Origin of the sequence: Selenomonas sp. oral taxon 138 str. F0429 (genome assembly GCF_000318175.2) — a bacterium.
GTDB classification, from domain to species: domain Bacteria; phylum Bacillota; class Negativicutes; order Selenomonadales; family Selenomonadaceae; genus Centipeda; species Centipeda timonae.
On the sequence record NZ_KB290930.1, the window covers coordinates 20,860 to 43,210 of the forward strand.

Genomic DNA, 22,351 nt, shown 5'->3' on the forward strand with positions numbered 1-22,351 from the left:
TGGAGAGGCAACGGATAGATTCACGTCTCACAAAGCTGCATCTTTCGTTCGCGGAACGTGACAACCTGCAAATCAAACGCGTGGGCAAGCTCGTGCGCACACGCGTAGTGGCAGCCGACCCCTGCCGGAACGTGCGCGTCGGAGCCGATGGTAACATATCGTCCGCCGAGTTCATGGTAGCGGTGGTAGATGGGAGCGAGTTCCTTGATGCCACGCGGGGTACCGAGGCGGCGCGTATTGATCTCGATGACGGTATCCGTCTCGACGAGGGCGCACAGGACGGTGTCAATGTCGTCGATGAAATCCCCGTAGGAAAGCTCAGGATTATCGAATGTTGCGTTGCGTGCGATGTAGTCGATGTGTGCAAGCGCATTGATGAACGGATGCGCATAGATCTCGTCACGCATGACGGTGAGGTATTCGTGATACATCTCCCGCTTCTCATGCCCCTCGAACGTCTCGGGATAGTAGAGATCCTTCACGTCCAGAAAATGAATCGAACCGAGCACGAAATCAAACGGAACACGCTGCAGAAATGCGGCGTTTTTTTCGCGTGCGCTCGCCATCATGCCCATCTCGACACCGAGTGAGAGATTTCCCTTGGCGCGGAGCGGCTCATACGCCGCCCAATACGCCGCAGGATCGAAGATGAACTCCTCGGTGCCCGCCGACGGATAGTCATAGTCGAGGTGCTCGGTAAAGACCAGCCCGAGCCCCTGACGCTCCGCCTCATGCAGCGCATCCTGCGCCTTCATCTCCGAGTCAGCCGAGAACTCCGTGTGAATATGGCTGTCAAAGTACATCATCATTCCGCCCCTTTTGCAAGATCGCCCACAGCATCGGACAGACGCGCAAAATCCGCAAGTGAGAGCTGCTCACCGCGCATATTCTCCGCGATGCCCGCCGCCGCAAGTCCCGCGCGGCTCTCTTCCTTCGTCAGCCCCGCGCCCGTAAGAGCATTGAGGAGAGTCTTGCGCCGCTGTCCGAACGCAGCACGGACGAGGCGGAAAAAGAGTTTTTCATCCTGCGGGCGCACCGTGGGTACGTCCTGCACATGACAGGCGATGACGGCACTCGTGACCTCGGGCGCGGGCATGAATGCACGCGGCGGCACATCCATCACCATGCGCGGCACGGTGAAATACTGCACGGCGATGGAGAGCGCACCATAGTCCTTCGAGCCGGGGCGCGCCGTCATGCGGACAGCGACCTCCTTTTGCACCATTGTGACGAGCCGCTCGATGGGCAGACGCTGCTCGAGCAGGGTCATAATGATCGGGGTTGTGATGTAGTAGGGAAGATTTGCGACCACCTTGAATCGGGATCTGTTCGGCAGCCCAAGAATTTCCGAGATATTCAGCTTCAGGATGTCGCCCGGCACAATCGTCACATTATCGTAGCCCTTCAGTGTCTCTGCGAGCACGGCAGGAAGTTTCTTGTCCAGTTCGACAGCGACAACGCGCGCTCCTGTCTCTGCGAGCCCCTGTGTCAGAGTCCCAATGCCGGGACCGATCTCGAGCACGGTATCTGCAGGTGAAAGTTCCGCCGCATCCACAATCCCCTGCACGACCGACCGATCCACGAGAAAGTTCTGCCCGAGCCGCTTACTCGCGCGCAGGTGAAAGGCGCTGAGGATGTGGCGTGTGACCTTCGGGTCGGCGATTATGGGTGTACTTGCGTTCATTGCAGCTCCTCTATGGCAGATGTAAACTCTTCGCGCGTCACACCGTAGGTGTTGAGGCGACGAAGAAATGTCTTCGCATTCGCAAAGCCGAGTCCGAGGCGACGTCCGAGCCGTGCACGGCGAAGGGCGGCATCCTCTGTGCCCGTCAGCCCATGCACCATCAGATCGCTCATTGAAAAGATCTCTGCGGGCTGCTCCATCGGCGTCCGTACCTTTTCGAGTGCGGCACGAATTGCCGCAGGGCTTGCCTGTTCGATGCCGATGTCGCCGTCATTGAAATTCGTTGCCTCCTCGGCGGGGACAAAGGCGTGGCGCGCGTGGGGGAACATCTCTGTGAGGCGTGCACGAATACGCTCTCCTACGGTATCGGGGTCGGTCAGGATGATGATGCCGCGCTTTTCGTATGCGGCGCGGATATTCCGAATCGCCATGCTGCGCAGACGAAAGCCGTCGGTGATGATGCAGTCCGCCTCAACCGCCCGCCGCACAGCGAGGACGTCCATCTTCCCCTCGACAATGATGACTTCTTTGATCACAGCCGCTTCACAACTTCCCCATACAGTGTCTCATGTATCTCCGCAATCGGAAGGGGCACGCCGTCCGCGCTCGAGGGAATGCGCACCCAACCGTAGCGCACGGCGAGGAGGACGTAGGCATCGTGGGCGCGTGCGAGATAGGCGGCGTCGCGCTCGTGGATGTCGGGTGCGGCCCCCTTTTCCGCAGCGCGTGCCGCGATCAACCGCTCTGCCGCACGCGGCTCCATGTCGAGGAAGAAGACCGCGTCTGGTACGGGCAGCCCCATCTTGCGAAACTCAAGGTCATAGAGCCAATCGAGATAGGCATCGCGCTCGGCCGCATCCGCAATCTTCACCGCCTGATGCACCATATTCGAGGTCGTATAGCGATCGGCGAGGACAATCGCGCTCGCCTCATAGGCCTGCCCCCACTTCATGCGATAGGAGGCGTAGCGGTCGACGGCAAAGAACGTAGACGCCGCATAGGCGTTCACATCGTCCGCGTGCGCGCCAAAGTCCCCGCGCAGGTACATCCGCACGAGCATGGAAGAGTCCGCCTCGTAGTCCGGAAATGTAACGGGCACGACGCGATGCCCCTCGCGCACAAGCCGCTCCGTGAGGAGCCGCGTCTGCGTCTCCTTGCCAGAGCCGTCCCCCGCCTCGATGATAAATAGTTTACCCTTTGCCATACGAACCTTCCGCAATCACCAAGAGTGTCCCGAGCGACGCATCCGCCGCGCCGACGACGCGCGCGCCCACCGCCTTCATCGCAGAGAGATACGAGAGCGTCGCGCCGTCGATCACATCGCCCGCCGCGAGCACGGGAATCCCCGGCGGATAGAAGACAATCGTCTCCGCCGCAATCCGCCCCTCAGCCGCTTCCATACGCACGCACGCATGCGGGGCGAAATACGCCGCGCGCGGCTCCATCTCCATCCGAGGAATCGGCGGCAGTGAGAGAAACGCCGCCGCCCCGCGCGACGTGCACAGGGGCGCGCACGTTGCCGCCATATCCCGCAGCGCCGCAAGCAGCTGCTCCGTCTCCCGTTCCCCATCCGCATAGGAGAGGAGGAGCAGCACATTCCGCGCATCGGCAAGTTCCACGGCAATACCGCGCCGCCGCAGCTCCTCCTCCGCCGCAAAGCCCGTAAGGCCAAGCCCCGTGACCTGCACGGTGATCTTCATCGGATCGAGCGCCATCACCCCAGGAGCGCCCATATGCTCTGCACCGAACGCCCACAACCCCTCGATCTTATTGATACGGCGGCGCAGATCATGCGCACACGAAATTGCAGCGGCAAGACGTTCCGCGCCGCTCTCCGCCATCTGCGCGCGCGCCAGATCGAGCGAGGCGAGCAGGATCTCATTTGGACTTGTCGACTGCACAATGCCCGATGCCGTACGAATCCGCTCCGTCGGCACGCGCCCGCCGCGTGCGAGGAGCATCGAGGTCTGCGTCAGCGAGCCGAGCAGCTTATGTGTGCTCTCTGCCGAGAGATCCGCCCCCGCCGCCATCGCGGACGGCGGCAGTTCGTCGGAGAACGCAAAGTGCGACCCGTGCGCTGCATCCACGAGGAGGAGTTTGCCCTGCTCATGCAGGAAGTCCGCAATTGCCGCCAGCTCCGTCGCCACACCGTAGTACGTCGGATAGACGAGGAGCGCCGCGCGCGCCTCGGGGTGCTCCCGCACGGCGCGCTTCACCGCAGCGAGCGATACGCCCATCGCGATGCCGAGCCGTGTATCGATCTCAGGCTGCATGTAGACGGGGCGCACGCCCGTGAGGATCATCGCGCCCACGACGGAGCGGTGCACATTGCGCGGCACGAGCAGGGCATCGCCCGGTGCGAGCGTCGCCATCAGCATCGTGTGAATCGCACCCGTCGTCCCGTTCACCATGAAGTACGCCGCATCCGCACCGTACGCCTCTGCCGCCAGAGTCTCCGCCGCACGGATACAGCCCGTCGGCGCATGCAGATCATCCAGCTCCGCCGAGAGCGACACGTCGGCGCGCAGCCCCTCCTCCGTAAAGAAGCGCTGCAGCATGGGATGCGCCCCGCGCCCGCCCTTATGTCCCGGCGTATGCAGCGGCAGAACACCAAGCCCCGCATAGTGGAGCACAGCCTCCGCCAGTGGCGCGCTCACTCGCCCTCCACCATGCGGTTCTCGACACGCAGATGCACCTTCGTCCCCTGATTCGGCGCAGAGATGATCTGAATCGCCGCGCCGATGAGCTTTGCGCGCTCCTCCATGCCGATCACACCGAAATGACGCCCGCGCAGACGGCGCTGCGTCTCCATATCGAGTGCATCATCCATCTCATCTGTCTGCTCAGGTTCCTCGGGCAGACGATCCGGATCAAAGCCGACCCCGTCATCGGCAATCAGCACGGACAGCGCCTGCTCCGTATAGCGCATGCGCACGCGCACCTTGTCCGTCTTGGCGTGGTGAACGACGTTGTTCAGCGCCTCCTGCACAATGCGGAAAACCGCGATCTCCACATGCTTCGGCAGTGTGTAGTGCGTCCCCTCGAGGCTGAATGTCCCGCGCAACTTCCCGCGCTCGCCGAAGAGACGGATGAGCTGCTCCACCGCCTGAGGCAACCCCAGATCATCAAGAGCCATCGGGCGCATATCAAAGATTATCTGACGCACGCCCGTGAGGCATTTGCGAATTTCCTCGCGCAGCTCCACGAGGGTCTTCTTTGCTTCCGCCATATCCTGATCCATCAGACGCTCTGTGATCGTCGTTGTGAAGAGCACATTCGCGAGATCCTGCGCAGGGCCGTCATGAATCTCTCGGGAGATGCGGTATCGCTCCTCCTCCGTCGCCTTGATAATGCGCGCGCCGACGAATTTGTCCTTCTGCACCGCCTCAATCTTCCAGAGCACGCCGCTGACCTGTGTGCTGAGATAGCTGAGCACGGAGCCGATGGAGAGCGCCATATGCTCCGCGCGCGCCACGACATTGTGCAGGTAGCGCAGGCGGATCTCGAGCTTGTCGCGCTCCACGCGCATGGACTGCTCCTTCTCGCGCTCGATCGCGAGATTAATCTGGATGATGGACACCGCCTCATAGGTCTTGCGGATCTCATCCTCCGTATGCTCCGCGAAATTCCGACTCACCTCGGCGAGCTTCTGCTTCGCCCGCTGCTCGTCCGCCGCGAGCGCATCCACGCGCTCGATGCTCTCCGCAACGCGCTGCTTCAGCTCCGCAAGCCGCTGCCGCGCGTCGTCCACCTCATTACGCGTATTCTGGTAGATGTCGAAGATCTGCGTCTTATTATCCTCGATCGTGTCGATCGTATTCGTCAGCAGCCTGCGCAGCTGCCCCTCCTCGAGCCCCTCTACGGGCTGGTCATCCACACGCTGATAGCCCTGTGCGCGCCGTCTCTCATCTGTCCGCATCGTACCCTCCTAAACACCCATATATTTGCATTGTACCCCATTTCCCCGCAAAAGTCACGCAGACTTCTCCCTTGCTTTTTCCTTAAAAAATCGGTAAAATGACAAATTGGAGAGAAACGCATCATAAACATAGATAAGACGAAAGCACAGGTGAATCGCATGAGCATCTTTTCACGCTTCCTCCCGAAGCGCAAACCGCCCGAACTCAAGAACAACATCCCGAAGGAGAAGGAGAACATCCGCAAGACCTTCGGCGTATACTGCAGCAAGCACCACAGCCCGAAGGGCGGCAAGCTCTGCCCCTCCTGCACGGCGCTCCTCGCCACAGTCTTCACGAAGATCGACCGTTGCCCCTACGGCATCACAAAGCCGATCTGCGACCGCTGCGACCGCCCGTGTTTCGGGGCAAAGGCGACGCAGGACTTCCTCACGATCATGAAGGGCACGCGCGGCATGTTCCTGCGCCACCCGATCATGACGATCAAGCACAAGCTGGCGAGCATGGGCGTCGACTACGCGAAGTACCAGCAGGATAAGAAGGTCAGCGACAAGGCAAAGGCGAAGGAAAAGGCGGCAAAGGCGCGCGCAAAGGAAAAAGAGAAGAAGAAGTAAGGGCATAGAAAAACCTCCCGTTCGATTGCGGGAGGTTTTTTTGTTCCGTATCAGGCGAGATTCTTGATATAGTCCTTCAGCTCGTCCGCCGCACGGGTCACGCGCGAGAGGTTCGCCGTGATCTCCTGCGTCGATGCCGCCTGCTGCTCGCTGATGGAGCCGGTCGTCTCGATCGACTTCGAGATATCTTCGACGGCGCGGTTCATCTCATTCAGCGTCACCTGAATGCGCTCCGTCGCCTCACGCGACTGCTCGGCAAGCTTGCGCACTTCCTCTGCGACAACTGCGAATCCGCGCCCCTGCTCGCCCGCGCGCGCCGCCTCGATGGCCGCATTCAGTCCGAGCAGATTCGTCTGACCCGCGATATTCGTGATGAAGTCGATGACCTTGATCGTGTCGGCATTGCGCTCCTGCAGGAACTTCGCCTGCTTCACGGACTCCTGTCCTGCGCTCGCCAGCTCCGTCGCACTCTTTGCGACCTGCTCGATTGCCTCGTAGACCGTCTGCGTCGAGGTTGCGATCTGCTCAATCGCGGTGAGCAGGCGCTCGTGGTCAATCTTTGTCTCTTCTGCCATGTTTTGCTTCCTCCCTGATCCACCCGGATATGAATGATTTCGTTGTACGCTTGCTATGTTTTTATTCAACGTACATAAGAAAAACCCTTCTCAGATGAAAAATTTATCTGTGTAAATTCTTCATTTCTCAGGCATGAGAATGATGTTCACTGGAAGGTTCGATGCGCCCGGCGGTGAATACTCGAAGGACACCGGCTGCGCGCTTGTATAGGTACCGAGATCGGCGAGCTCCGTATACTGCGTGAGGAAGAGCAGCCCCTCCTCACGCGCCTGTGCAACCTGTTCTGTCTCGGGCAGTGTCTGATCGCCGAAATAGGCGCGCGTTGCGGGCGTCTGAACGAGCACTCGCTTGCCGCCGCTCTCTGCGCGCACGGCGCCTGCATAGACACCGCCCAGAGGGCTCAGTAAGTAACGCGTATTCTCGCGGCCCGCCGTCGGAATATTGATCTGATAGAGAATGCCGTAGTTGCCGTAATTCACAACGGGCGAGCCGTCCGTCGCGTCGATGCCGCGCCGGTAGACATCGTGAACATTGTCGCCGATCGGGAAATAGACCGCGCCGTCCATCGTCGGACGGTAGGTTTTCTGCGAGGTGATGACGCGGTTCATCCCGCGGAACGTCCCGCGCAGTGCGATCTCATCGCGCGGCAGGACGTGCGCGATCCGCAGAAAGGCAAAGGGATCGACATCCGCACCGTACATGATGACCGAGACGCGCACGGGCGCATTCGTGTGGAAATCGTAGACACCGTACACGAGTTGCCCCGGCGCGAGCAGAGTTTCGTTCATTGCGGGCACGAGAAGGCGCGGCCGCTCCTTCGTCACATAGATGCGCTCGTTCAGCTCGCGCGTGTCAAAGTAGCCGATCTGTGTCGCCTTTCCGACGTGCAGATAGTCCGCACTCGGTGCTGCGGCAGCCCCGCGCGTTACGGTGACGGTCGCGAGATCTGCCTCCGTATCGAGGACGACCGCCACCTTCTTGGGCTGCGGCGTGTCATTCAGGTGATAGTAGAGGACGCGCGCGTCCCCCGTCACCGTGTCCCGATAGAGAACGCCGACCTCCTTGACATACTCGGGGCTGTCGGAGAAGAGCAGCGTGCCGCCCGTGTCGTAGGACTCCACCGGCCAACGGTGCATGAGGCGCGATGTGCCGGGTGAAAAGATACGGTTGCGTGGCGGCTCCGTCGACCCGAGAATATTCGTGATGCGGTCGCGGATATTCGCCTGTGCCGTACCGCGCTCGCGCACGATTGTCGTGCTGCCGTCATGCTTTGCCGCGTATGCCTGCCCCGCCGCACAGACGAGTGCAAGCGTCACCGCCGCCATTTTTTGAAACAATCCCTTATTCATGCGTTCTGTTATACATTCCCTTCATTTCTCATTGATCCCCGCGCAGAACCGTCCGCAGGTGTGTGATTCCCTCACGCACACCGTCGGGCAGCTGCGCGAGGCGCACATTCAGACGCGCCGCCACATCCGCCTTCATGAGGCGCAGGCGAAACTCCGTCAACCCAAAATGCGGCCGTGGAATGTTCACACGGTGCAGGAGATACGGATTCGTCTCCACATTGTTCAGCCCCGCCTCGCCCGTCACCGCCGTCAGGTAGTCCTCCTCGGCAAGCATCGCAACAATCCCCGCATCATACGCCCCCGTCGGATAGGAGAAGCTATAGATGGTTTTCAGCCCCTTCCACTCGAGCATCAGCTTCGAGAGCCGCAGCTCCTCGCGCTGTTTCTCGGGGGGCAGTGTCGTCAGCGGAATGTGGTTCGCCGTGTGGCTGCCAATCTCCATGCCGCGCCGCTCCATGTCAAAGAGATTGTCCCATGTCATATAGCCGGGGAGACCGATGTCATTCGTCACCACGTAGAACACCGCTTTCATGCCGCGCTCCTCGAGCATCGGCAGGATCACGCGGTGATTGTCCTCGTATCCATCATCAAAGGAGAGGATGACGGGTTTTTCGGGCAGCTCCTGCTTGCCCTTGCGTGCGCGTGCATAGTCCTGCGGCGTGATTGTCGTATACCCCTCCGCCGCGAGGTAGTCCAGCTGCGCGGCAAACTCCTCGGGCGGTACGACGTACGGCTCTGCCCCCGGGCGCGGAGGCTCCGTCACCATATGATACTCGAGAATGGGAAAGCCCGTCGGCGGCTCTGCGGTCAGCACCCACGCCACAAATGCCAAGAACAGGAGCACGGGCAGCGGCATCCCCTTTGAAAGCAACCGCGCGATTCCTCTGATCAAAACGCTATACCTCCTCCGCCAACGTGCAGATCTTCCGCAGACGATGGCTCATACCCGACTTGCTGATGTGGCAGAGCGCCGCGAGCTCCGCCATTGTGATCTCCGGATGTGCGCGCCGCATCTCTGCCGTCTCGCGTAGATCCTCGGAGAGCGATACGAGACGTCCAGCTGCTGCAAGGCGCTCGATTGCCGCAAGCTGCCCCGCCGCAGCGTCTACGGCACGCTGCAGGTTCGCCGTCTCCACATTGACGAGACGGTTCACCTGCGCGCGCACCTCCTTGAGGTTGCGTGCGACCTCGATCTCCTCCGCCGCCTCCTCCGCACCGATCAGCGCGAGGAAGTCCATGACGGCATCGCCTTCCTTGAGGTAGACCACGTAGGTATCATGCCGATCGGTCAAGCCGACGGGGAAATGCAACCGCCGCAGGAGCGTGTGAAGCGCACGCCCCATCGTCGCACTCTTCGCCGTGATCTCGAGATGACAGCTCGCCTCGGGACGGTTGACGCTGCCGCCGCCGAGGAATGCACCGCGCAGATAGGCCGCACGGCAGCATTTCTTGCGGATCAGCTCCATATCCGTACCCGCGCGCAGCATCCCCGCCTCGAGGAAGCCGAGGCGGGTGAGGAGCGGCGTGACAGCCTCTCCTGCTGCAATATTGACGATGTATGTGCGCCGTCGCAGCTGTGGTGTGCGCTCCATTGCGACCGAGGTCTCGATCGCAGCGTCCATGGTGCGCAGGAGACGGATCACGCGGCGTGCAACGGCGGCACTCGCCGCCTCGAACCGCAGCCCGAGGCCGAGCTCCTCGTCCGTTACCATCGACGCGCCCATGCGCAGGAGTGCGGCAAGCTCTGCCGTCTGACAGCACTCACGCTCAGTATCCGTACGCGAGAGCGCATTCTTTACATCCGAGGCAAACGAGGGCATCTCAGCTCACCCGAAAATCGTAGATCATGCGCATGACGTTGCGGCTTAGCTTGTCGGGGTCATGCCGCACAGCATCCGACTGATTGATGATGTCGGCCGCAACAAAGCCGATGCCGAGCGCGTTGATCGCCGCCTCGTCCACGGCGACGGGCACAATTCCCTCCGCCGCATACTTTTCGCGCAGTTCATCCGAAATCGGTGCGCTGTTGACGAGCATAAAGTCGATCGCGCCGCGCCCCGCATGCTTGATGATTGCCTCCGCGTGCATGGAGGCCGTATAGCCGTCCGTCTCGCCAGGCTGCGTCATGACATTGCAGATGTAGATCTTGAGCGCGCGGCTCTTGCGCAGCTCCTCCGCCACGCCGTTCACAAGAAGGTTCGGCATGATGCTCGTGTAGAGACTGCCGGGACCGAGGATGATTGCATCCGCCGTGCGAATCGCTTCGAGTGCGGACGGCACGGGTGCAACATCCTGCGGATGAAGACGAACGCGGCGAATGCGCCCCGGCACCTCGGGGATGTGGGACTCGCCCTCGACGACGGTGCCGTCCTCGAGGATCGCATCGAGACGCACGGACTGCTTCGAGGCGGGGAGCACACGCCCCTTGACCGCGAGAACCTTTGAGGACTCGCGCAGCGCCGTCTCCATATCGCCCGTGACCTCCGCCATCGCCGCGAGAAAGAGGTTACCAAAGCTGTGACCCGCGAGATTGCTCCGCCCCTCGAAGCGATGCTGAAAGAGTTTTTCCATCAGCGGCTCGGTGTCGGCGAGCGCAACGAGGCAGTTCCTGAGATCGCCTGGAGGGATGATGCCCAACTCCTCACGCAGACGTCCCGATGAGCCGCCGTCATCTGCGACCGTCACCACCGCCGTCACATTGCTCGTCAGTTCCTTGATTCCGCGCAGGAGCACGGAGAGTCCGTGGCCGCCGCCGATCACCGTGACCGCAGGACCTCGGCTGAGACGCGTCTTTTCATAGACGAGATCGACGAGGCGCGCCGATGTCCCCTCAGGCATCAGCGCCGTGATGACGGAGCGGATGATGTGCCGCGTCGCGAGCAGCATGAGCCCGCTGCCGAGAAGTGCAACCGCCGACCCCGCAATCGCCGTGAAGCCGTAGTCATAGCTACCCTGCCACGTATAGACGAAGCGGAAGATCGCCTCCTCGATGCTGTCGATGTATTTGTAGTTGAAAATCAGGGCGACCCCGAGGCCGACGCAGAGCGTTCCAATCGCAAAGACGAAGAGCCAGCGCTTGAAGCCCATGCCGGGGTAGAGCCATTTCATCAGATGCATGAACTAGCCCTCGCTCACGTGTTCATGCACCTCATTCTTCATGAGGTCGCGATGCTCGAGATGCGCCGCATAGCTCCCCTTGATCCGATCGTAGAGGTGCTTTGCGATAAAGACGCTGCGGTGCATGCCACCCGTACAACCGATGGCGATGACGAGCTGGCTCTTGCCCTCCTTCACGTACTGCGGCAGGAGGAAATCGATCATCCCGTCGAGCTGCTGCTCGAATTTCTGCGTCACATCCCACGACTCGATGTAGGAGGAGACCTGCGGAACCGTGCCGCTCTTGTTACGCAGTGAGTCCACATAGAACGGATTCGGCAGGAACCGCACGTCAAAGACGAGGTCGGCGTCGAGCGGGATGCCATACTTGAAGCCAAAGGAAAGGATATTGACATTCATCTCCGCGTCCTTGCCCGGCGTATCGTAATGCTGGCGGATGATCTCGCGCAGCTCAGCCTTGCGCAGACGGGAGGTGTCGATCAGCTGCGTCGCGCGTGCACGGATCTCTGCGAGCTGTCCACGCTCGCGCGTCACGCCCTCCGAGATGCGCGCATCCGGTGCGAGTGGGTGGGGGCGGCGCGTCTCCTTGTAGCGGCGGATGATGACGTCGTCGGACGCCTCAATGAAGAGGAGCTCATAGGCAACATCCCCCGCATCCAGTTCACCGAGAATGCGCACAAAGTCGTCGAAGAACTCGCGGCTGCGCGTGTCCACAACGATCGCCGCGCGGCTGATCTGCCCGTGCGTCTCGCGGCAGAGGTCGATGAATTTCGGAATGAAGACGGGGGGCAGATTGTCCACGCAGAAATATCCCAGATCCTCCATATAGCGTGCGGCAAGCGATTTGCCGCCGCCCGACAGCCCCGTCACGATCACGGGGCGAAACTTCTCCGCTACACGTTTCACGTCTGCCATAGTATCACCTCACAGTACGAATTTCTCAATCGCAAGCGCAATCCCGTTCGCGTCGTTCGATGTCGTTATGTAACGCGCGCGCTCCTTTGCGCCCAGAATGCCGTTCTCCGGCACGACGGAGAACGCGCCCATCTCGAGCATCTCGTAATCATTGTCCGCATCGCCCGCGACCATCACCTCATCGAGGGTCAGCCCCATTGCATCCGCGAGTGCCTTGACACCGACCGCCTTATTCACGCCGGGCGGGTTGATGTCGACGCTCGTGCCCGTATTCTGCTGCGGCACGAGCTGATCGCCGAAGCGCTCCTGCACCGCACACACATAGGAGCCGATGCCCTCGTCCAGCTCGCGCAGGACGAATTGCGGGACATTCTCCGTATAGCGCAGAAAGTCACGCCCGACACCGTTCACCACGAAATGCGCCGTCGTTCGATAGGCGGCAAAGTATTCCTCACGGTACTCCGGTGCGTAGATCTCCGTGCCGATGTACCAGTTCACGTACCAGTCACGCTCGTAGGCAAATGTCAGAAACTCGCGCGTCAGAGCGGGAGCGAAATAGCGTGCAAAGACGGGAGCCCCCTCCGCTTTTCCAACATAGCCGCCGTTGCAGCAGATAACGGGCGCATCCGAGGCAAGCAAGCGCGCAAAGTAGAGCGCCGAGCGCAGCATGCGTCCCGTCGCAATCGTCACAGTGACGCCGCGCGACATTGCGCGCGCAAGAATGTCCTTTGTGCGTGTCGTGATCTTCTTGTCCGATGTCAGGAGCGTTCCGTCCAGATCGAGCGCAATGAGTTTGATTGCCATGACTCAGCCCTTCATCGGCACGGGCGCATCCGCCCCCATGCCGAGCACATAGTGATAGATCGCCGCCGCAAGCCCGTTCTCCGTGCAGGAGAGGGTCTCGTAGTCCGTCACCGCTTTGACCTCAGGGAACGCGTTGCCCATAGCAACACTCTTGCCCGCCGCCTTCAGCATGGGCAGATCATTGTATGCATCGCCGATCGCCATCGTCTCCTCGATAGCGATGCCAAGTTTGTTCGCAAGCGACCTCAGTGCCGATGCTTTAGAGATCCCCTTCGGCACGATCTCGATGAGGCAGTCCGCCGAGCGCGTTACATCCACCCGATCGCCGAATGCCGCAAGCACCGCCTCCGAGCGTACGAGCGTCACATCGCGTCCCTCGGTCACGAGGAGCAGCTTGCAGTTGCCCGCCGTATGTGCAAACATGCCGTCCCACCCGACCGCCTCGCCTGTGAGCTTCTGCGAGTTCTCATAGAAGCGTGACTCGTCGCACGCCTCGACATAGCGCAGAACGCCGCCGCTGTATGTCTGGATGTACCAGTCGCGCTCCTGACAGAACGCGATGATGTCATGCGCAAGCGCCGCGTCAATCGTATGCTCCTCATAGACGCGCCCGCTCGGGCTCTTGATGAGCCCGCCGTTGTACGAGATGATCGGCACGTCCACGCCGAGCGCCTGTGCAACGGGCAGTGCCGCCTCGAACATGCGCCCCGTTGCGATTGTCACCACGACGCCCGCCTCCGTCGCACGGCGCACCGCCGCAATATTCTCCGCCGAGACCACATTGCCGTCCGGCAGCATCGTCCCGTCCAGATCCGATACAAACAGCTTTACCGCCATTTCGTCCCCCTCCTGTATTCCCTGTGTTTTATCTGCTGACAAAGAGCTTTCCCCTATGTTATAATACCCCGAAACGATTCATCGAAAGGAGGCGCGCCTTGCAGAACATCGTCCGCAAATTCCTTATACTCGTCGCCCTGCTCCTCATCCTCGTCGGCATCTTCGGTCTCTCCTACACCTATCAGATCGACCACCGCAGCGCACGCAGCCTCTCAGCGTACGCGCGCATCGATTTTCAGGCATCCTACACGGGCGAGGGACGGCTCGAGGGCGCGACACTCACGCTCTGGGACTATCGCTTCGACGAGGCAAAACTCCTGCCCGACGTCGTCCTCTACACAGACGGCGCCGCATGGGAGATGAAGGCAGTCACGAAATACACGCCGCGCCCCGTTCCCGATGCAGACAGCCCATACAAGAACGAAAACAAATTCTTCGTCGAACTGCCGCGCGCGAGTCTCCCCGCCATCCGCAAGGCGACGGGCATCCGCGTGCGCTTCTACTACGACAACGGCCAGACCATCGACCTGCCGCTGAACGAACCCGACCTCGCCTATTGGCAGCGCGAACTCGGACGCGGCATCTAAAAGCTATTGTACTGTTATTGAAAACATTCGTCAAGGCAGGGAACTCCAATGAAGAAGAACGACCTCGTACTCATCGGCGCGCTGCTCCTCCTCTGCGGGATCGGCGCCATGTTTTTTTTCACGCACGCGGACAGTGAGGCGCGCCACGCCGTCATTATGCAGAACAATGTCATTCTCTACGACATTCCGCTCACAGGACATACGGGCACGGAGGAGATCCGCATCGCGGACGAGGACGGCGAGAATATCATCCGCATTGAGGGCGAGACGATCGCTGTCATTGACGCCGACTGCCCCGATCTCGTCTGTGTGCATACGGGTGCGGCATCGAAAAAGGGCGACGTGATTGCCTGCCTGCCGCACAAGCTCCTGATCGAAGTGAAATGATATGAACGGACTTCAACGGATCACACGCATTGCGCTGCTCACGGCGCTCTCGCTCATTCTCTTTATCCTCGAGGGCTTCCTCCCTCTGCCGCTTCCCGTCCCGGGTGCAAAGCTCGGACTTGCCGCCATTGTCACACTGATTGCACTCTATATGCTACCAGCACGCGACGCGGCACTCATGCTCACACTGCGCATCATCCTCGCCTCCGCCTTCGGCGGCGGACTTGCCCCCATGCTCTACAGTCTCGCAGGCGGTGCGGCGAGCTTTGCAGCGATGGTGCTGCTGAAACGATACACGCAGCTCTCCATCGTCAGCATCAGTGCGGCGGGTGGCTTCCTACACAATATGGCGCAGCTGCTTGTCGCCGCCGCCGTGATGCAGACATCAGCGCTCTTTGTCTATGCGCCCATGCTTGGCATCGTCGGCATACTCACGGGCATACTCATCGGCATCACCGCACGCGTAATTTTACAGAAAATATCAAGATAAATATTCTCATTTTCATCGTTTTATGCTATACTGTCATTAGCAGATTTTTCTCTCTACTATGAATTTAAGGAGGACAATCCAAATGGAGTATCGCATCGAACATGATTCCCTCGGCGAAGTCAAGGTGCCCGCAGACAAGTATTGGGCGGCGCAAACGGAGCGCAGCTTCGAGAACTTCCCCATCGGCATTGAGAAGATGCCCGCCGAGATCATCCACGCATTCGGCATTCTGAAGAAATCCGCCGCGATTGCAAACAACAAGCTCGGCAAGCTCGACGAGAAGCGCCTCGATGCCATCAAGGCGGCGTGCGACGAGATCATCGCGGGCAAACTCGCGGAGCATTTCCCGCTTGCGGTCTGGCAGACGGGCAGCGGCACTCAGTCGAACATGAACGTCAACGAGGTCATTGCGAACCGCGGCAACGAGATCGCGGGCGAGAAGATCCTCCATCCAAACGATCACTCCAATATGTCGCAGAGCTCGAACGACACCTTCCCGACAGCCATGCACATTGCCGCCGTCATTGCGATCGAGGACGGGCTCTTCCCGAGCATCGACCTCCTCGCCGACACCTTCCGCCGCCTCATGAAGGAAAACGAGGGCATTGTCAAGACGGGGCGCACCCATCTGCAGGATGCAGTGCCTATCTCCTTCACGCAGGAGATCAGCGGCTGGCTCGCGATGCTCGAGCAGTCGAAGAAGCAGCTGCAGGCGGCACTCCCCTTCCTCCACGAGCTCGCGCTCGGCGGCACTGCGGTCGGCACGGGGCTGAACACGCCGAAGGGCTTCGATGTCGCGGTTGCCAAGGCGGCGAGCGAACTGACGGGCAAGAACTTCGTCACCGCGCCGAACAAGTTCCACGCACTCACGAGCAAGGATGCGATCGTCTTTGCACACGGCGGACTCAAGGGGCTCGCGGCAAACATGATGAAGATTGCAAACGACATCCGCTGGCTCGCCGCAGGTCCGCGCTGCGGTCTCGGCGAGATCACGATCCCCGCGAACGAGCCGGGCAGCTCCATCATGCCGGGCAAGGTCAACCCAACCCAGTGCGAATCCGTCACGATGGTCGCCGTACAGGTCATGGGCAACGATACTGCCATCGGCATCGCAGCCTCGCAGGGCAATTTCGAACTGAACGTATTCATGCCCGTCATGATCTACGACTTCCTCCAGTCCGCGCGGTTGCTCACCGACTCCCTCAAGTCGTTCAATGACCGCTGCGTCACGGGCATCACGGCGAACCGCGAGAAGATGCACGAGAACCTGCATCGCTCGCTCATGCTCGTCACGGCGCTGAACCCATACATCGGCTACGAGAACGCTGCAAAGACCGCGCACAAGGCATTCGACGAGAACATCAGCCTCAAGGAGGCGTGCGTCGCCCTCGGTTTCCTCACCGCTGAGAAATTCGATGAGGTCTTCCATCCTGAAGAGATGGTGTAAAATTTACGTTTCCTCATGAGAAAATGGGCTGTCACACGAAGTTTTCCAGCTTCGTGCAACGGCCCATTTTTGCGCCCCCCTAAATCGCCAAAAAATCCGGATTGAGCACGCGGAGCGTCTTACGGTCGTAGTCGATGATCCCCTCGTCGCGCATGTGGCTCATCTCGCGGCTGAGTGCGCTGCGCTCCACGCCAAGGTAGCGCGCGAGCTGCGTCTGGTTCAGCTCACGCACGGCAGTACCATCCCCCTCCACGGGGATTGCCTGCAGGTAGACGCTGAGCTTTGCGCGGATGCTCTTCTGCCCCATGATGCGGATCTTGTGCTGATAAAAGGTTCCCTTCTGCGAAATTCTGCGCAGCATATTCAGCGTGAACCGCCAGAGATGCGGGTCGCTGCATGCGGTACGCTCGTAGAGCTGTCGGAACTGCAGGCGCAGGATCAGCGTATCGCTGAGTGCCTTGACGAACATACGGCTTGCCGCGAGATTCGCCCCCTCCATCGTCTCGCCGAAACTCTTGCCCGCCTCAAAGATATTCATGTCGATCTGGTCGGCGTTCTCGTTGAGAAACGACACCTCGATTGCCCCTGTCAGAATGATGCCCGTCACAATCGGCGCACGGCCCATGCGCATGATATCCGCGCTCGCCGCATAACGTTTCACCTCACCGCCGAGCGCATTCAGAAGCTCCGGCAGAGCCTCTGCCGGAATCCCCTCGAACAGATCGTGCCGCAGAAGCAGTTCCATATACGGCGCCAGCATTTCATGCGTCAGCATAATCCGCTCCTTTCCGTTGATAGAGAACAATTCTCTATCATTATAGGGGGAATCCGCGAATTTGTAAATGAGACGCACATTTTTTCCACAATATTTCTCTTCATTGTGTCAAAAAATGCTATAATGACAGCAGTCATACAACGTTCAACAGAAATGGAGCATACCATGCAGAACACATCATATCAAAATCTCATCATCGGTTTTGGCAAGGCGGGCAAGACACTCGCGGGCTTCCTCGCAAAGAAAGGCGAGACGGTCGCCCTCGTCGAGCGGTCAAAGGCGCGCTACGGCGGCACCTGCATCAACGTTGCCTGCATCCCGTCGAAATCCCTCGAATACAGCGCGCGTCTCTCGGCCGAGATCGGCGGAGGCTTTGCTGCAAAAGCGGAGCGCTATCGCGCCGCCATCTCGGAGAAGCGCCGCCTCACTGCAATGCTGCGCGAGAAGAACTACGCGAAGGTAACGGGCACAGGTGCTGTCGTCATCGACGGAGAGGCACACTTTGTCGATGCGCACACGGTCTCTGTGACGACGGCAGACGGGGAGCAGCGGATCACAGCGGAGCGCATCTTTATCAACACGGGCGCAGTCCCCTTCGTCCCGCCGATCCCAGGAGCGGCAGAGAGCACACACGTCTACACGAGCGAGACGATGATGGAGTTGGACGAACTGCCGGAGAAACTTGTCATCATCGGCGGCGGCTACATTGGGCTGGAATTCGCATCGTATTACGCCAACTTCGGCTCCTCCGTCGCCGTCGTACAGGACGGCGATGTCTTTATCCCGCGTGAAGATGCAGAGATTTCCGCACGCGTCCTGCAGCAGATGAACGACCGCGGCATCCACGTCCTGACGGGCGCAAAGATCATGCGCATCGAGGACGGCGCTGCGGGCGCAAACGTCGTCATCCAGGCGGCGGACGGTGAAAAGACGCTTGCGGCAAACGCTATCCTCATCGCCACGGGACGCCGCCCGAACACGGAAGCGCTGAACCTCGCGGCGGCAGGTGTACGGCAGACGGCGCGCGGCGCGGTGGAGGTCGATGAACACCTCCGCACGAATGTCCCGCATATCTGGGCGATGGGCGATGTCACAGGCGGACTGCAGTTCACCTACATCTCCCTCGACGATTTCCGCATCGTAAAGGATCAGCTCGCAGGTTCCTCCGAGCGTACGACGGCAAATCGCGGAGCCGTCCCATACTCCGTCTTCCTCGATCCGCCGCTCTCGCGCGTCGGCATGACCGAGGCAGAGGCACAGTCGGCAGGCTTTGACGTGCGCGTCCTCCGCCTCGAGGTTGCAGCCATTCCAAAGGCGCAGGTTTACAAGAAACCAGCAGGCATCCTGAAGGCAATCGTAGATGCAAAGACCGACACAATTCTCGGCGCGCATTTCTTCTGCCCCGAGTCGCAGGAGATGATCAACCTCATGAAGGCGGCAATCGACCATGGCATTACCGCCCGCGCGCTCGGCTCTGCCATCTACACGCACCCGACCATGACCGAGGCACTGAACGACCTCTTTGGATGAAAAGGAGAACATCATGCACATCTCACGCAGAAGCACCCGAGCTCGCATCGCCCTCCTGCTCGCCCCGCTCCTTCTCTTTGGCGCGGGATGCGCGCAAGCCGCGCCTGAAGCAGCGCCCGTACAACAGGTGTCCGAGCGTGCTCCTGCTACGAGCAGCATTCAGCTCCTATCGATGGAGTTCCGGCATCCCGTCGCAGACGGTACACTCATGCGCATGATCTGGCTCGTCGATGCGCCCGCAAAGAACGCTCTTTCATCGGAAGAGCTCACGACAAGAGGAATCGATCCAAACAGCTTCATCCCCTGCCTCGGCGAGTTCGTCGGCAAGGAGTACACAGACGGGCGCAATCAGGACATCAGCGAGCGCTACGTCCCGTGGACACCGGAGCTCGAGGCTAGCCTCCACGCACTCATTGCAGAGCGGAACCTCACCGCTGAGAATGACTACGGCGCACGCGCGGAGACAGTCACGAATCCCGCCTATAACATCGTCCTCTCCTACAAGGACGGTCACAGCCTCTACATCACCTCCGAGGGGCAGACCGTGAACGGACACGAGGCGGATATCGAGGATATTCTCCTCACATGGTGCGACGAAGCGTTCGCGGCGAAAGGAAAGTAAGAAAAGGAGATTCCATGAAGAACTGGGTGAAATACATCAGCCGCGCAGTGTTTGCGTTTGGTCTTGCCGTTCTGTCCCCATCCGCATTTGGTGCGCCCGCTTCACAGGAGCACGGCATTGTATTGTCAGGGGAGGTGAAACAGGACTACATTCAAAAAGAGATGGATGCACTCTACCACCCCACCAAGAATACTGCGGCAAAACCATGGTCCCCGCCCAATGGTTGGATCCATGAAAAACTTACGATCGGAGATGTGCCCGTCGAGCGGATTGCGCCGACAAAATCGGCCGCACAGAGGATCATCCTGCTGCTGCACGGCGGCGGCTATATGGGCGGCATAACCGACCGCTACCGTGCGCTGTCTGTTCGTCAGGCAACATATATGAATGCGGCGGAGGTCTACAACGTAGACTATCGGCTTGCCCCCGCGCACGTCTATCCGGCCGCGCTGGAGGATGCGGAAGCTGTCTATCGCGGGCTGCTCACACGTGGAATCGCTCCGTCAAACATTATTGTTTTCGGAGATTCTTCGGGCGGCAATCTCGCCCTCGCACTTGCGCTCCGGCTAAAAGAGCAGGGGCTTCCGCAGCCCGCCCTGCTGCTTCTGCTCTCGCCATGGGTGGATTTCGAGCACAAGGACGGCACATCACGCACGGAGAATTTTGAAAAAGACAAAATGCTCGGTGCCGGAACCCCATTTGCAGACACTGTTCGCAAAGCACCGCCCTACGCGGGCAGTCTCCCGCTCGACGATCCGCGCCTCTCTCTTATTCACGCCGATCTCAGCGGACTGCCGCCGATGCTGATCCAGACGGGCGGCTACGATCTTCTCCTGACAGAGGACGAACAGCTTGCGGAAAAGGTGGCTGCAGACGGTACTCCTGTGACGCTCAGCGTCTACCCCGAGATGCCCCACGTATTCCCGCTCGTCCTGCCCAAACTCGCAGAAAGTTTCACTGCACTGGAGGAGATGCGGGACTTTGTGAATCGGTATATGAACGACCTACCATAATCATACGAAAGCGGGAGATTTCGCCACATGAGCAAAATCTCCCGCTTGTCGTTTCTCTATTATGCTTCTCTGCGGTCGAACGGTACCTGCCCCAACTGCAGATCCGGGTTGTTCTCGCGGATCCAGCCGAGCGCCCACTCGTTGCTCACAAGGAGGACGGGGTTGCCGTTGCGGTCGTGGACGAACATGCCGCGATCCGCGCCGCGCAGGTCGGCGGGCGTGATTGTGCGCCCATCGGGGAACGCGAGCCAGCGCGCCGTCTCGAACGGCTGCATCTGCATCGTGATCTCCGTGTTGTACTCGTTCTTCAGTCGGTACTCGAGCACCTCGAACTGGAGCGTGCCGACGGTGCCGACGATGTAGCTGTCAAGACCCGCACCGACCTGCTCGAAGAGCTGAATCGCACCCTCCTGCGTCAGCTGCTCGATGCCCTTGACGAACTGCTTGCGCTTCATCGTGTCCTTTGCGGCGACGCGCGCGAAGCGCTCGGGCGGGAACACGGGGAAGTCCTCGAATTTGAATTTATGTGAGGGATCGCAGAGCGTGTCGCCGATACCAAACACGCCGGGGTCGAAGAGCCCCACGATGTCGCCGGGATATGCCGTGTCGATGATCTGGCGATCCTGCGCGAGGAACTGCTGCGGCTGTGCGAGCTTGATGAGTTTGCCCGAGGGCGCGTGCCAGACGCTCATATTGCGGTCGAACTTGCCCGAGGAGATGCGGATAAAGGCAAGGCGGTCGCGGTGCGCGGGGTTCATATTCGCCTGGATCTTGAAGACGAAGCCCGAGAATTTCTCATCGTCGGGTTCGATCAAACCGTCCGAGGAGATGCGCGGTGCAGGTGTCGGTGCAAGGCGGATGTACTCCTCGAGGAAGTTCTGCACGCCGAAGTTCGTCATTGCCGAGCCGAAGAACATCGGCGTGAGCTCGCCCGCATCCACTGCCGCGCGGTCGAACTCCTCACCCGCGTCGCGCAGCAACTCGATGTCGTCGTGGAGCGCAGCGGCGACATCCTCTCCGACGCGCTCCACCCACGCGGGATCCTCCATCTCAAACACCTCAGAGACGCGTGTCTCCTGCCCGTGCGTGACATCCTCGGCGAACAGCTCGATGCGGTTCTTCTCGCGGTCGTAGACACCGCGATACGTGCCATCTATTCCAATCGGCCAATTCATCGGATAGGAGCGGATGCCGAGCACGTTCTCGAGTTCATCCATCAGGTCGAGCGGCGCCTTGCCGAAGCGGTCGAGCTTGTTGACGAAGGTGAAGATGGGAATGCCGCGCTGACGGCAGACGCGGAACAGCTTGCGCGTTTGCGCCTCCACGCCCTTTGCCGCATCGATAATCATGACGGCGCTGTCCACCGCCATCAGCGTGCGGTAGGTGTCCTCGCTGAAGTCCTGATGCCCGGGGGTATCGAGGATGTTGATGCGGTAGCCGTCGTAGTCGAACTGCAGGACAGAGGATGTGACGGAGATGCCGCGCTGCTTCTCGATCTCCATCCAGTCGGAGACGGCGTGGCGCTGTGTCTTGCGCGACTTGATCGAGCCGGCGAGATGGATCGCGCCCCCGTAGAGCAGCAGCTTCTCCGTGAGCGTGGTCTTGCCCGCGTCAGGATGCGAGATGATGGCGAATGTACGGCGCTTTTCGATTTCGCGCGCGAGTTCTTCTTTTAGCGTTGCCATGA

At 60.2% G+C, this 22,351-nt stretch carries 24 protein-coding genes; 8 read left to right on the forward strand and 16 right to left on the reverse strand.

Features of this window, described 5'->3' with window-relative positions:
- Nucleotides 1-20: 20 nt before the first annotated feature.
- Genes HMPREF9163_RS01630 through HMPREF9163_RS01655 form a run of 6 tightly spaced genes read right to left on the reverse strand, consistent with a single transcriptional unit; the run spans nt 21 to nt 5,603 of the window.
- Nucleotides 21-809 (reverse strand): PHP domain-containing protein, encoded by a 789-nt coding sequence (locus HMPREF9163_RS01630; RefSeq protein WP_009439886.1) that lies wholly within the window; start codon nt 807-809, stop codon nt 21-23.
- Nucleotides 806-1,684: a 16S rRNA (adenine(1518)-N(6)/adenine(1519)-N(6))-dimethyltransferase RsmA gene (rsmA, locus tag HMPREF9163_RS01635; RefSeq protein ID WP_009439887.1), complete on the reverse strand. Its 879-nt coding sequence runs from the start codon at nt 1,682-1,684 to the stop codon at nt 806-808. Before rsmA ends, HMPREF9163_RS01630 begins: the two co-directional genes overlap by 4 nt.
- Nucleotides 1,681-2,220, reverse strand: coding sequence for a ribonuclease M5 (rnmV, locus tag HMPREF9163_RS01640; RefSeq protein WP_009439888.1), 540 nt, complete (start codon nt 2,218-2,220; stop codon nt 1,681-1,683). The genes rsmA and rnmV overlap by 4 nt, the downstream gene beginning before the upstream one ends.
- Nucleotides 2,217-2,888, reverse strand: coding sequence for a hypothetical protein (locus HMPREF9163_RS01645; protein ID WP_009439889.1), 672 nt, complete (start codon nt 2,886-2,888; stop codon nt 2,217-2,219). Before HMPREF9163_RS01645 ends, rnmV begins: the two co-directional genes overlap by 4 nt.
- Nucleotides 2,875-4,341, reverse strand: a complete 1,467-nt coding sequence (locus tag HMPREF9163_RS01650) for an aminotransferase class I/II-fold pyridoxal phosphate-dependent enzyme (RefSeq protein WP_009439890.1) — start codon at nt 4,339-4,341, stop codon at nt 2,875-2,877. Before HMPREF9163_RS01650 ends, HMPREF9163_RS01645 begins: the two co-directional genes overlap by 14 nt.
- A complete protein-coding gene (locus HMPREF9163_RS01655) occupies nt 4,338-5,603 on the reverse strand; it encodes a sensor histidine kinase (RefSeq protein WP_009439891.1) in 1,266 nt (421 codons plus the stop codon). Before HMPREF9163_RS01655 ends, HMPREF9163_RS01650 begins: the two co-directional genes overlap by 4 nt.
- Before the next feature lie 159 nt (nt 5,604-5,762).
- Here HMPREF9163_RS01655 and HMPREF9163_RS01660 point away from each other — a divergent pair, with 159 nt between their 5' ends.
- The gene (locus HMPREF9163_RS01660) at nt 5,763-6,215 is read left to right on the forward strand and encodes a nitrous oxide-stimulated promoter family protein (protein ID WP_009439892.1); all 453 of its coding nucleotides are present in this window, start codon (nt 5,763-5,765) and stop codon (nt 6,213-6,215) included.
- 50 nt (nt 6,216-6,265) lie between these two features.
- Here the strand turns inward: HMPREF9163_RS01660 and HMPREF9163_RS01665 are convergent, their stop codons facing one another.
- The 8 genes from HMPREF9163_RS01665 to HMPREF9163_RS01700 all read right to left on the reverse strand — a co-directional run bounded on the left by HMPREF9163_RS01665 (nt 6,266) and on the right by HMPREF9163_RS01700 (nt 13,813).
- Complete coding sequence (locus HMPREF9163_RS01665; protein WP_009439893.1) at nt 6,266-6,790, reverse strand: methyl-accepting chemotaxis protein; 525 nt, start codon at nt 6,788-6,790, stop codon at nt 6,266-6,268.
- Between the two features lie 120 nt (nt 6,791-6,910).
- Nucleotides 6,911-8,140, reverse strand: coding sequence for a hypothetical protein (locus tag HMPREF9163_RS01670; protein WP_009439894.1), 1,230 nt, complete (start codon nt 8,138-8,140; stop codon nt 6,911-6,913).
- 28 nt (nt 8,141-8,168) lie between these two features.
- Entirely contained in the window at nt 8,169-8,996 is an 828-nt protein-coding gene (locus HMPREF9163_RS01675; RefSeq protein WP_009439895.1) for a polysaccharide deacetylase family protein, read from the reverse strand.
- Between the two features lie 40 nt (nt 8,997-9,036).
- On the reverse strand, nt 9,037-9,960 hold the full coding sequence (whiA, locus tag HMPREF9163_RS01680) for a DNA-binding protein WhiA (protein WP_009439896.1): 924 nt from the start codon (nt 9,958-9,960) through the stop codon (nt 9,037-9,039).
- Between the two features lies 1 nt (nt 9,961).
- Nucleotides 9,962-11,257: a YvcK family protein gene (gene yvcK / locus HMPREF9163_RS01685; protein WP_009439897.1), complete on the reverse strand. Its 1,296-nt coding sequence runs from the start codon at nt 11,255-11,257 to the stop codon at nt 9,962-9,964.
- 3 nt (nt 11,258-11,260) lie between these two features.
- The gene (gene rapZ, locus HMPREF9163_RS01690; protein ID WP_009439898.1) at nt 11,261-12,172 is read right to left on the reverse strand and encodes an RNase adapter RapZ; all 912 of its coding nucleotides are present in this window, start codon (nt 12,170-12,172) and stop codon (nt 11,261-11,263) included.
- 9 nt (nt 12,173-12,181) lie between these two features.
- Nucleotides 12,182-12,976 (reverse strand): Cof-type HAD-IIB family hydrolase, encoded by a 795-nt coding sequence (locus tag HMPREF9163_RS01695; protein WP_009439899.1) that lies wholly within the window; start codon nt 12,974-12,976, stop codon nt 12,182-12,184.
- 3 nt (nt 12,977-12,979) lie between these two features.
- Entirely contained in the window at nt 12,980-13,813 is an 834-nt protein-coding gene (locus HMPREF9163_RS01700) for a Cof-type HAD-IIB family hydrolase (RefSeq protein ID WP_009439900.1), read from the reverse strand.
- 98 nt (nt 13,814-13,911) lie between these two features.
- Here HMPREF9163_RS01700 and HMPREF9163_RS01705 point away from each other — a divergent pair, with 98 nt between their 5' ends.
- The 4 genes from HMPREF9163_RS01705 (at nt 13,912) to fumC (ending at nt 16,724) form a co-directional block, all read left to right on the forward strand.
- Nucleotides 13,912-14,400, forward strand: a complete 489-nt coding sequence (locus tag HMPREF9163_RS01705; protein ID WP_037345667.1) for a hypothetical protein — start codon at nt 13,912-13,914, stop codon at nt 14,398-14,400.
- Between the two features lie 48 nt (nt 14,401-14,448).
- Complete coding sequence (locus tag HMPREF9163_RS01710; RefSeq protein ID WP_009439902.1) at nt 14,449-14,787, forward strand: NusG domain II-containing protein; 339 nt, start codon at nt 14,449-14,451, stop codon at nt 14,785-14,787.
- Between the two features lies 1 nt (nt 14,788).
- Nucleotides 14,789-15,277 carry a Gx transporter family protein gene (locus HMPREF9163_RS01715; protein WP_009439903.1) on the forward strand — a complete coding sequence of 163 codons (489 nt, stop codon included), beginning with the start codon at nt 14,789-14,791 and terminating at the stop codon, nt 15,275-15,277.
- Nucleotides 15,278-15,359: 82 nt separating this feature from the next.
- Nucleotides 15,360-16,724 (forward strand): class II fumarate hydratase, encoded by a 1,365-nt coding sequence (gene fumC, locus HMPREF9163_RS01720; RefSeq protein WP_037345669.1) that lies wholly within the window; start codon nt 15,360-15,362, stop codon nt 16,722-16,724.
- A 79-nt stretch (nt 16,725-16,803) separates the two neighbouring features.
- Here the strand turns inward: fumC and HMPREF9163_RS01725 are convergent, their stop codons facing one another.
- Complete coding sequence (locus HMPREF9163_RS01725; RefSeq protein WP_009439905.1) at nt 16,804-17,499, reverse strand: Crp/Fnr family transcriptional regulator; 696 nt, start codon at nt 17,497-17,499, stop codon at nt 16,804-16,806.
- A 165-nt stretch (nt 17,500-17,664) separates the two neighbouring features.
- On the opposite strand from HMPREF9163_RS01725, the gene HMPREF9163_RS01730 reads away from it, so the two are divergent.
- Genes HMPREF9163_RS01730 through HMPREF9163_RS01740 form a run of 3 tightly spaced genes read left to right on the forward strand, consistent with a single transcriptional unit; the run spans nt 17,665 to nt 20,664 of the window.
- Nucleotides 17,665-19,029, forward strand: coding sequence for an FAD-dependent oxidoreductase (locus HMPREF9163_RS01730; protein WP_037345671.1), 1,365 nt, complete (start codon nt 17,665-17,667; stop codon nt 19,027-19,029).
- A gap of 13 nt (nt 19,030-19,042) precedes the next feature.
- Nucleotides 19,043-19,651 (forward strand): hypothetical protein, encoded by a 609-nt coding sequence (locus tag HMPREF9163_RS01735; protein WP_037345673.1) that lies wholly within the window; start codon nt 19,043-19,045, stop codon nt 19,649-19,651.
- Between the two features lie 14 nt (nt 19,652-19,665).
- The gene (locus HMPREF9163_RS01740) at nt 19,666-20,664 is read left to right on the forward strand and encodes an alpha/beta hydrolase (protein ID WP_009439908.1); all 999 of its coding nucleotides are present in this window, start codon (nt 19,666-19,668) and stop codon (nt 20,662-20,664) included.
- Nucleotides 20,665-20,723: 59 nt separating this feature from the next.
- Here HMPREF9163_RS01740 and HMPREF9163_RS01745 read toward each other — a convergent pair whose 3' ends face one another.
- Nucleotides 20,724-22,349: a peptide chain release factor 3 gene (locus HMPREF9163_RS01745; protein ID WP_009439909.1), complete on the reverse strand. Its 1,626-nt coding sequence runs from the start codon at nt 22,347-22,349 to the stop codon at nt 20,724-20,726.
- Between the last annotated feature and the right edge of the window lie 2 nt (nt 22,350-22,351).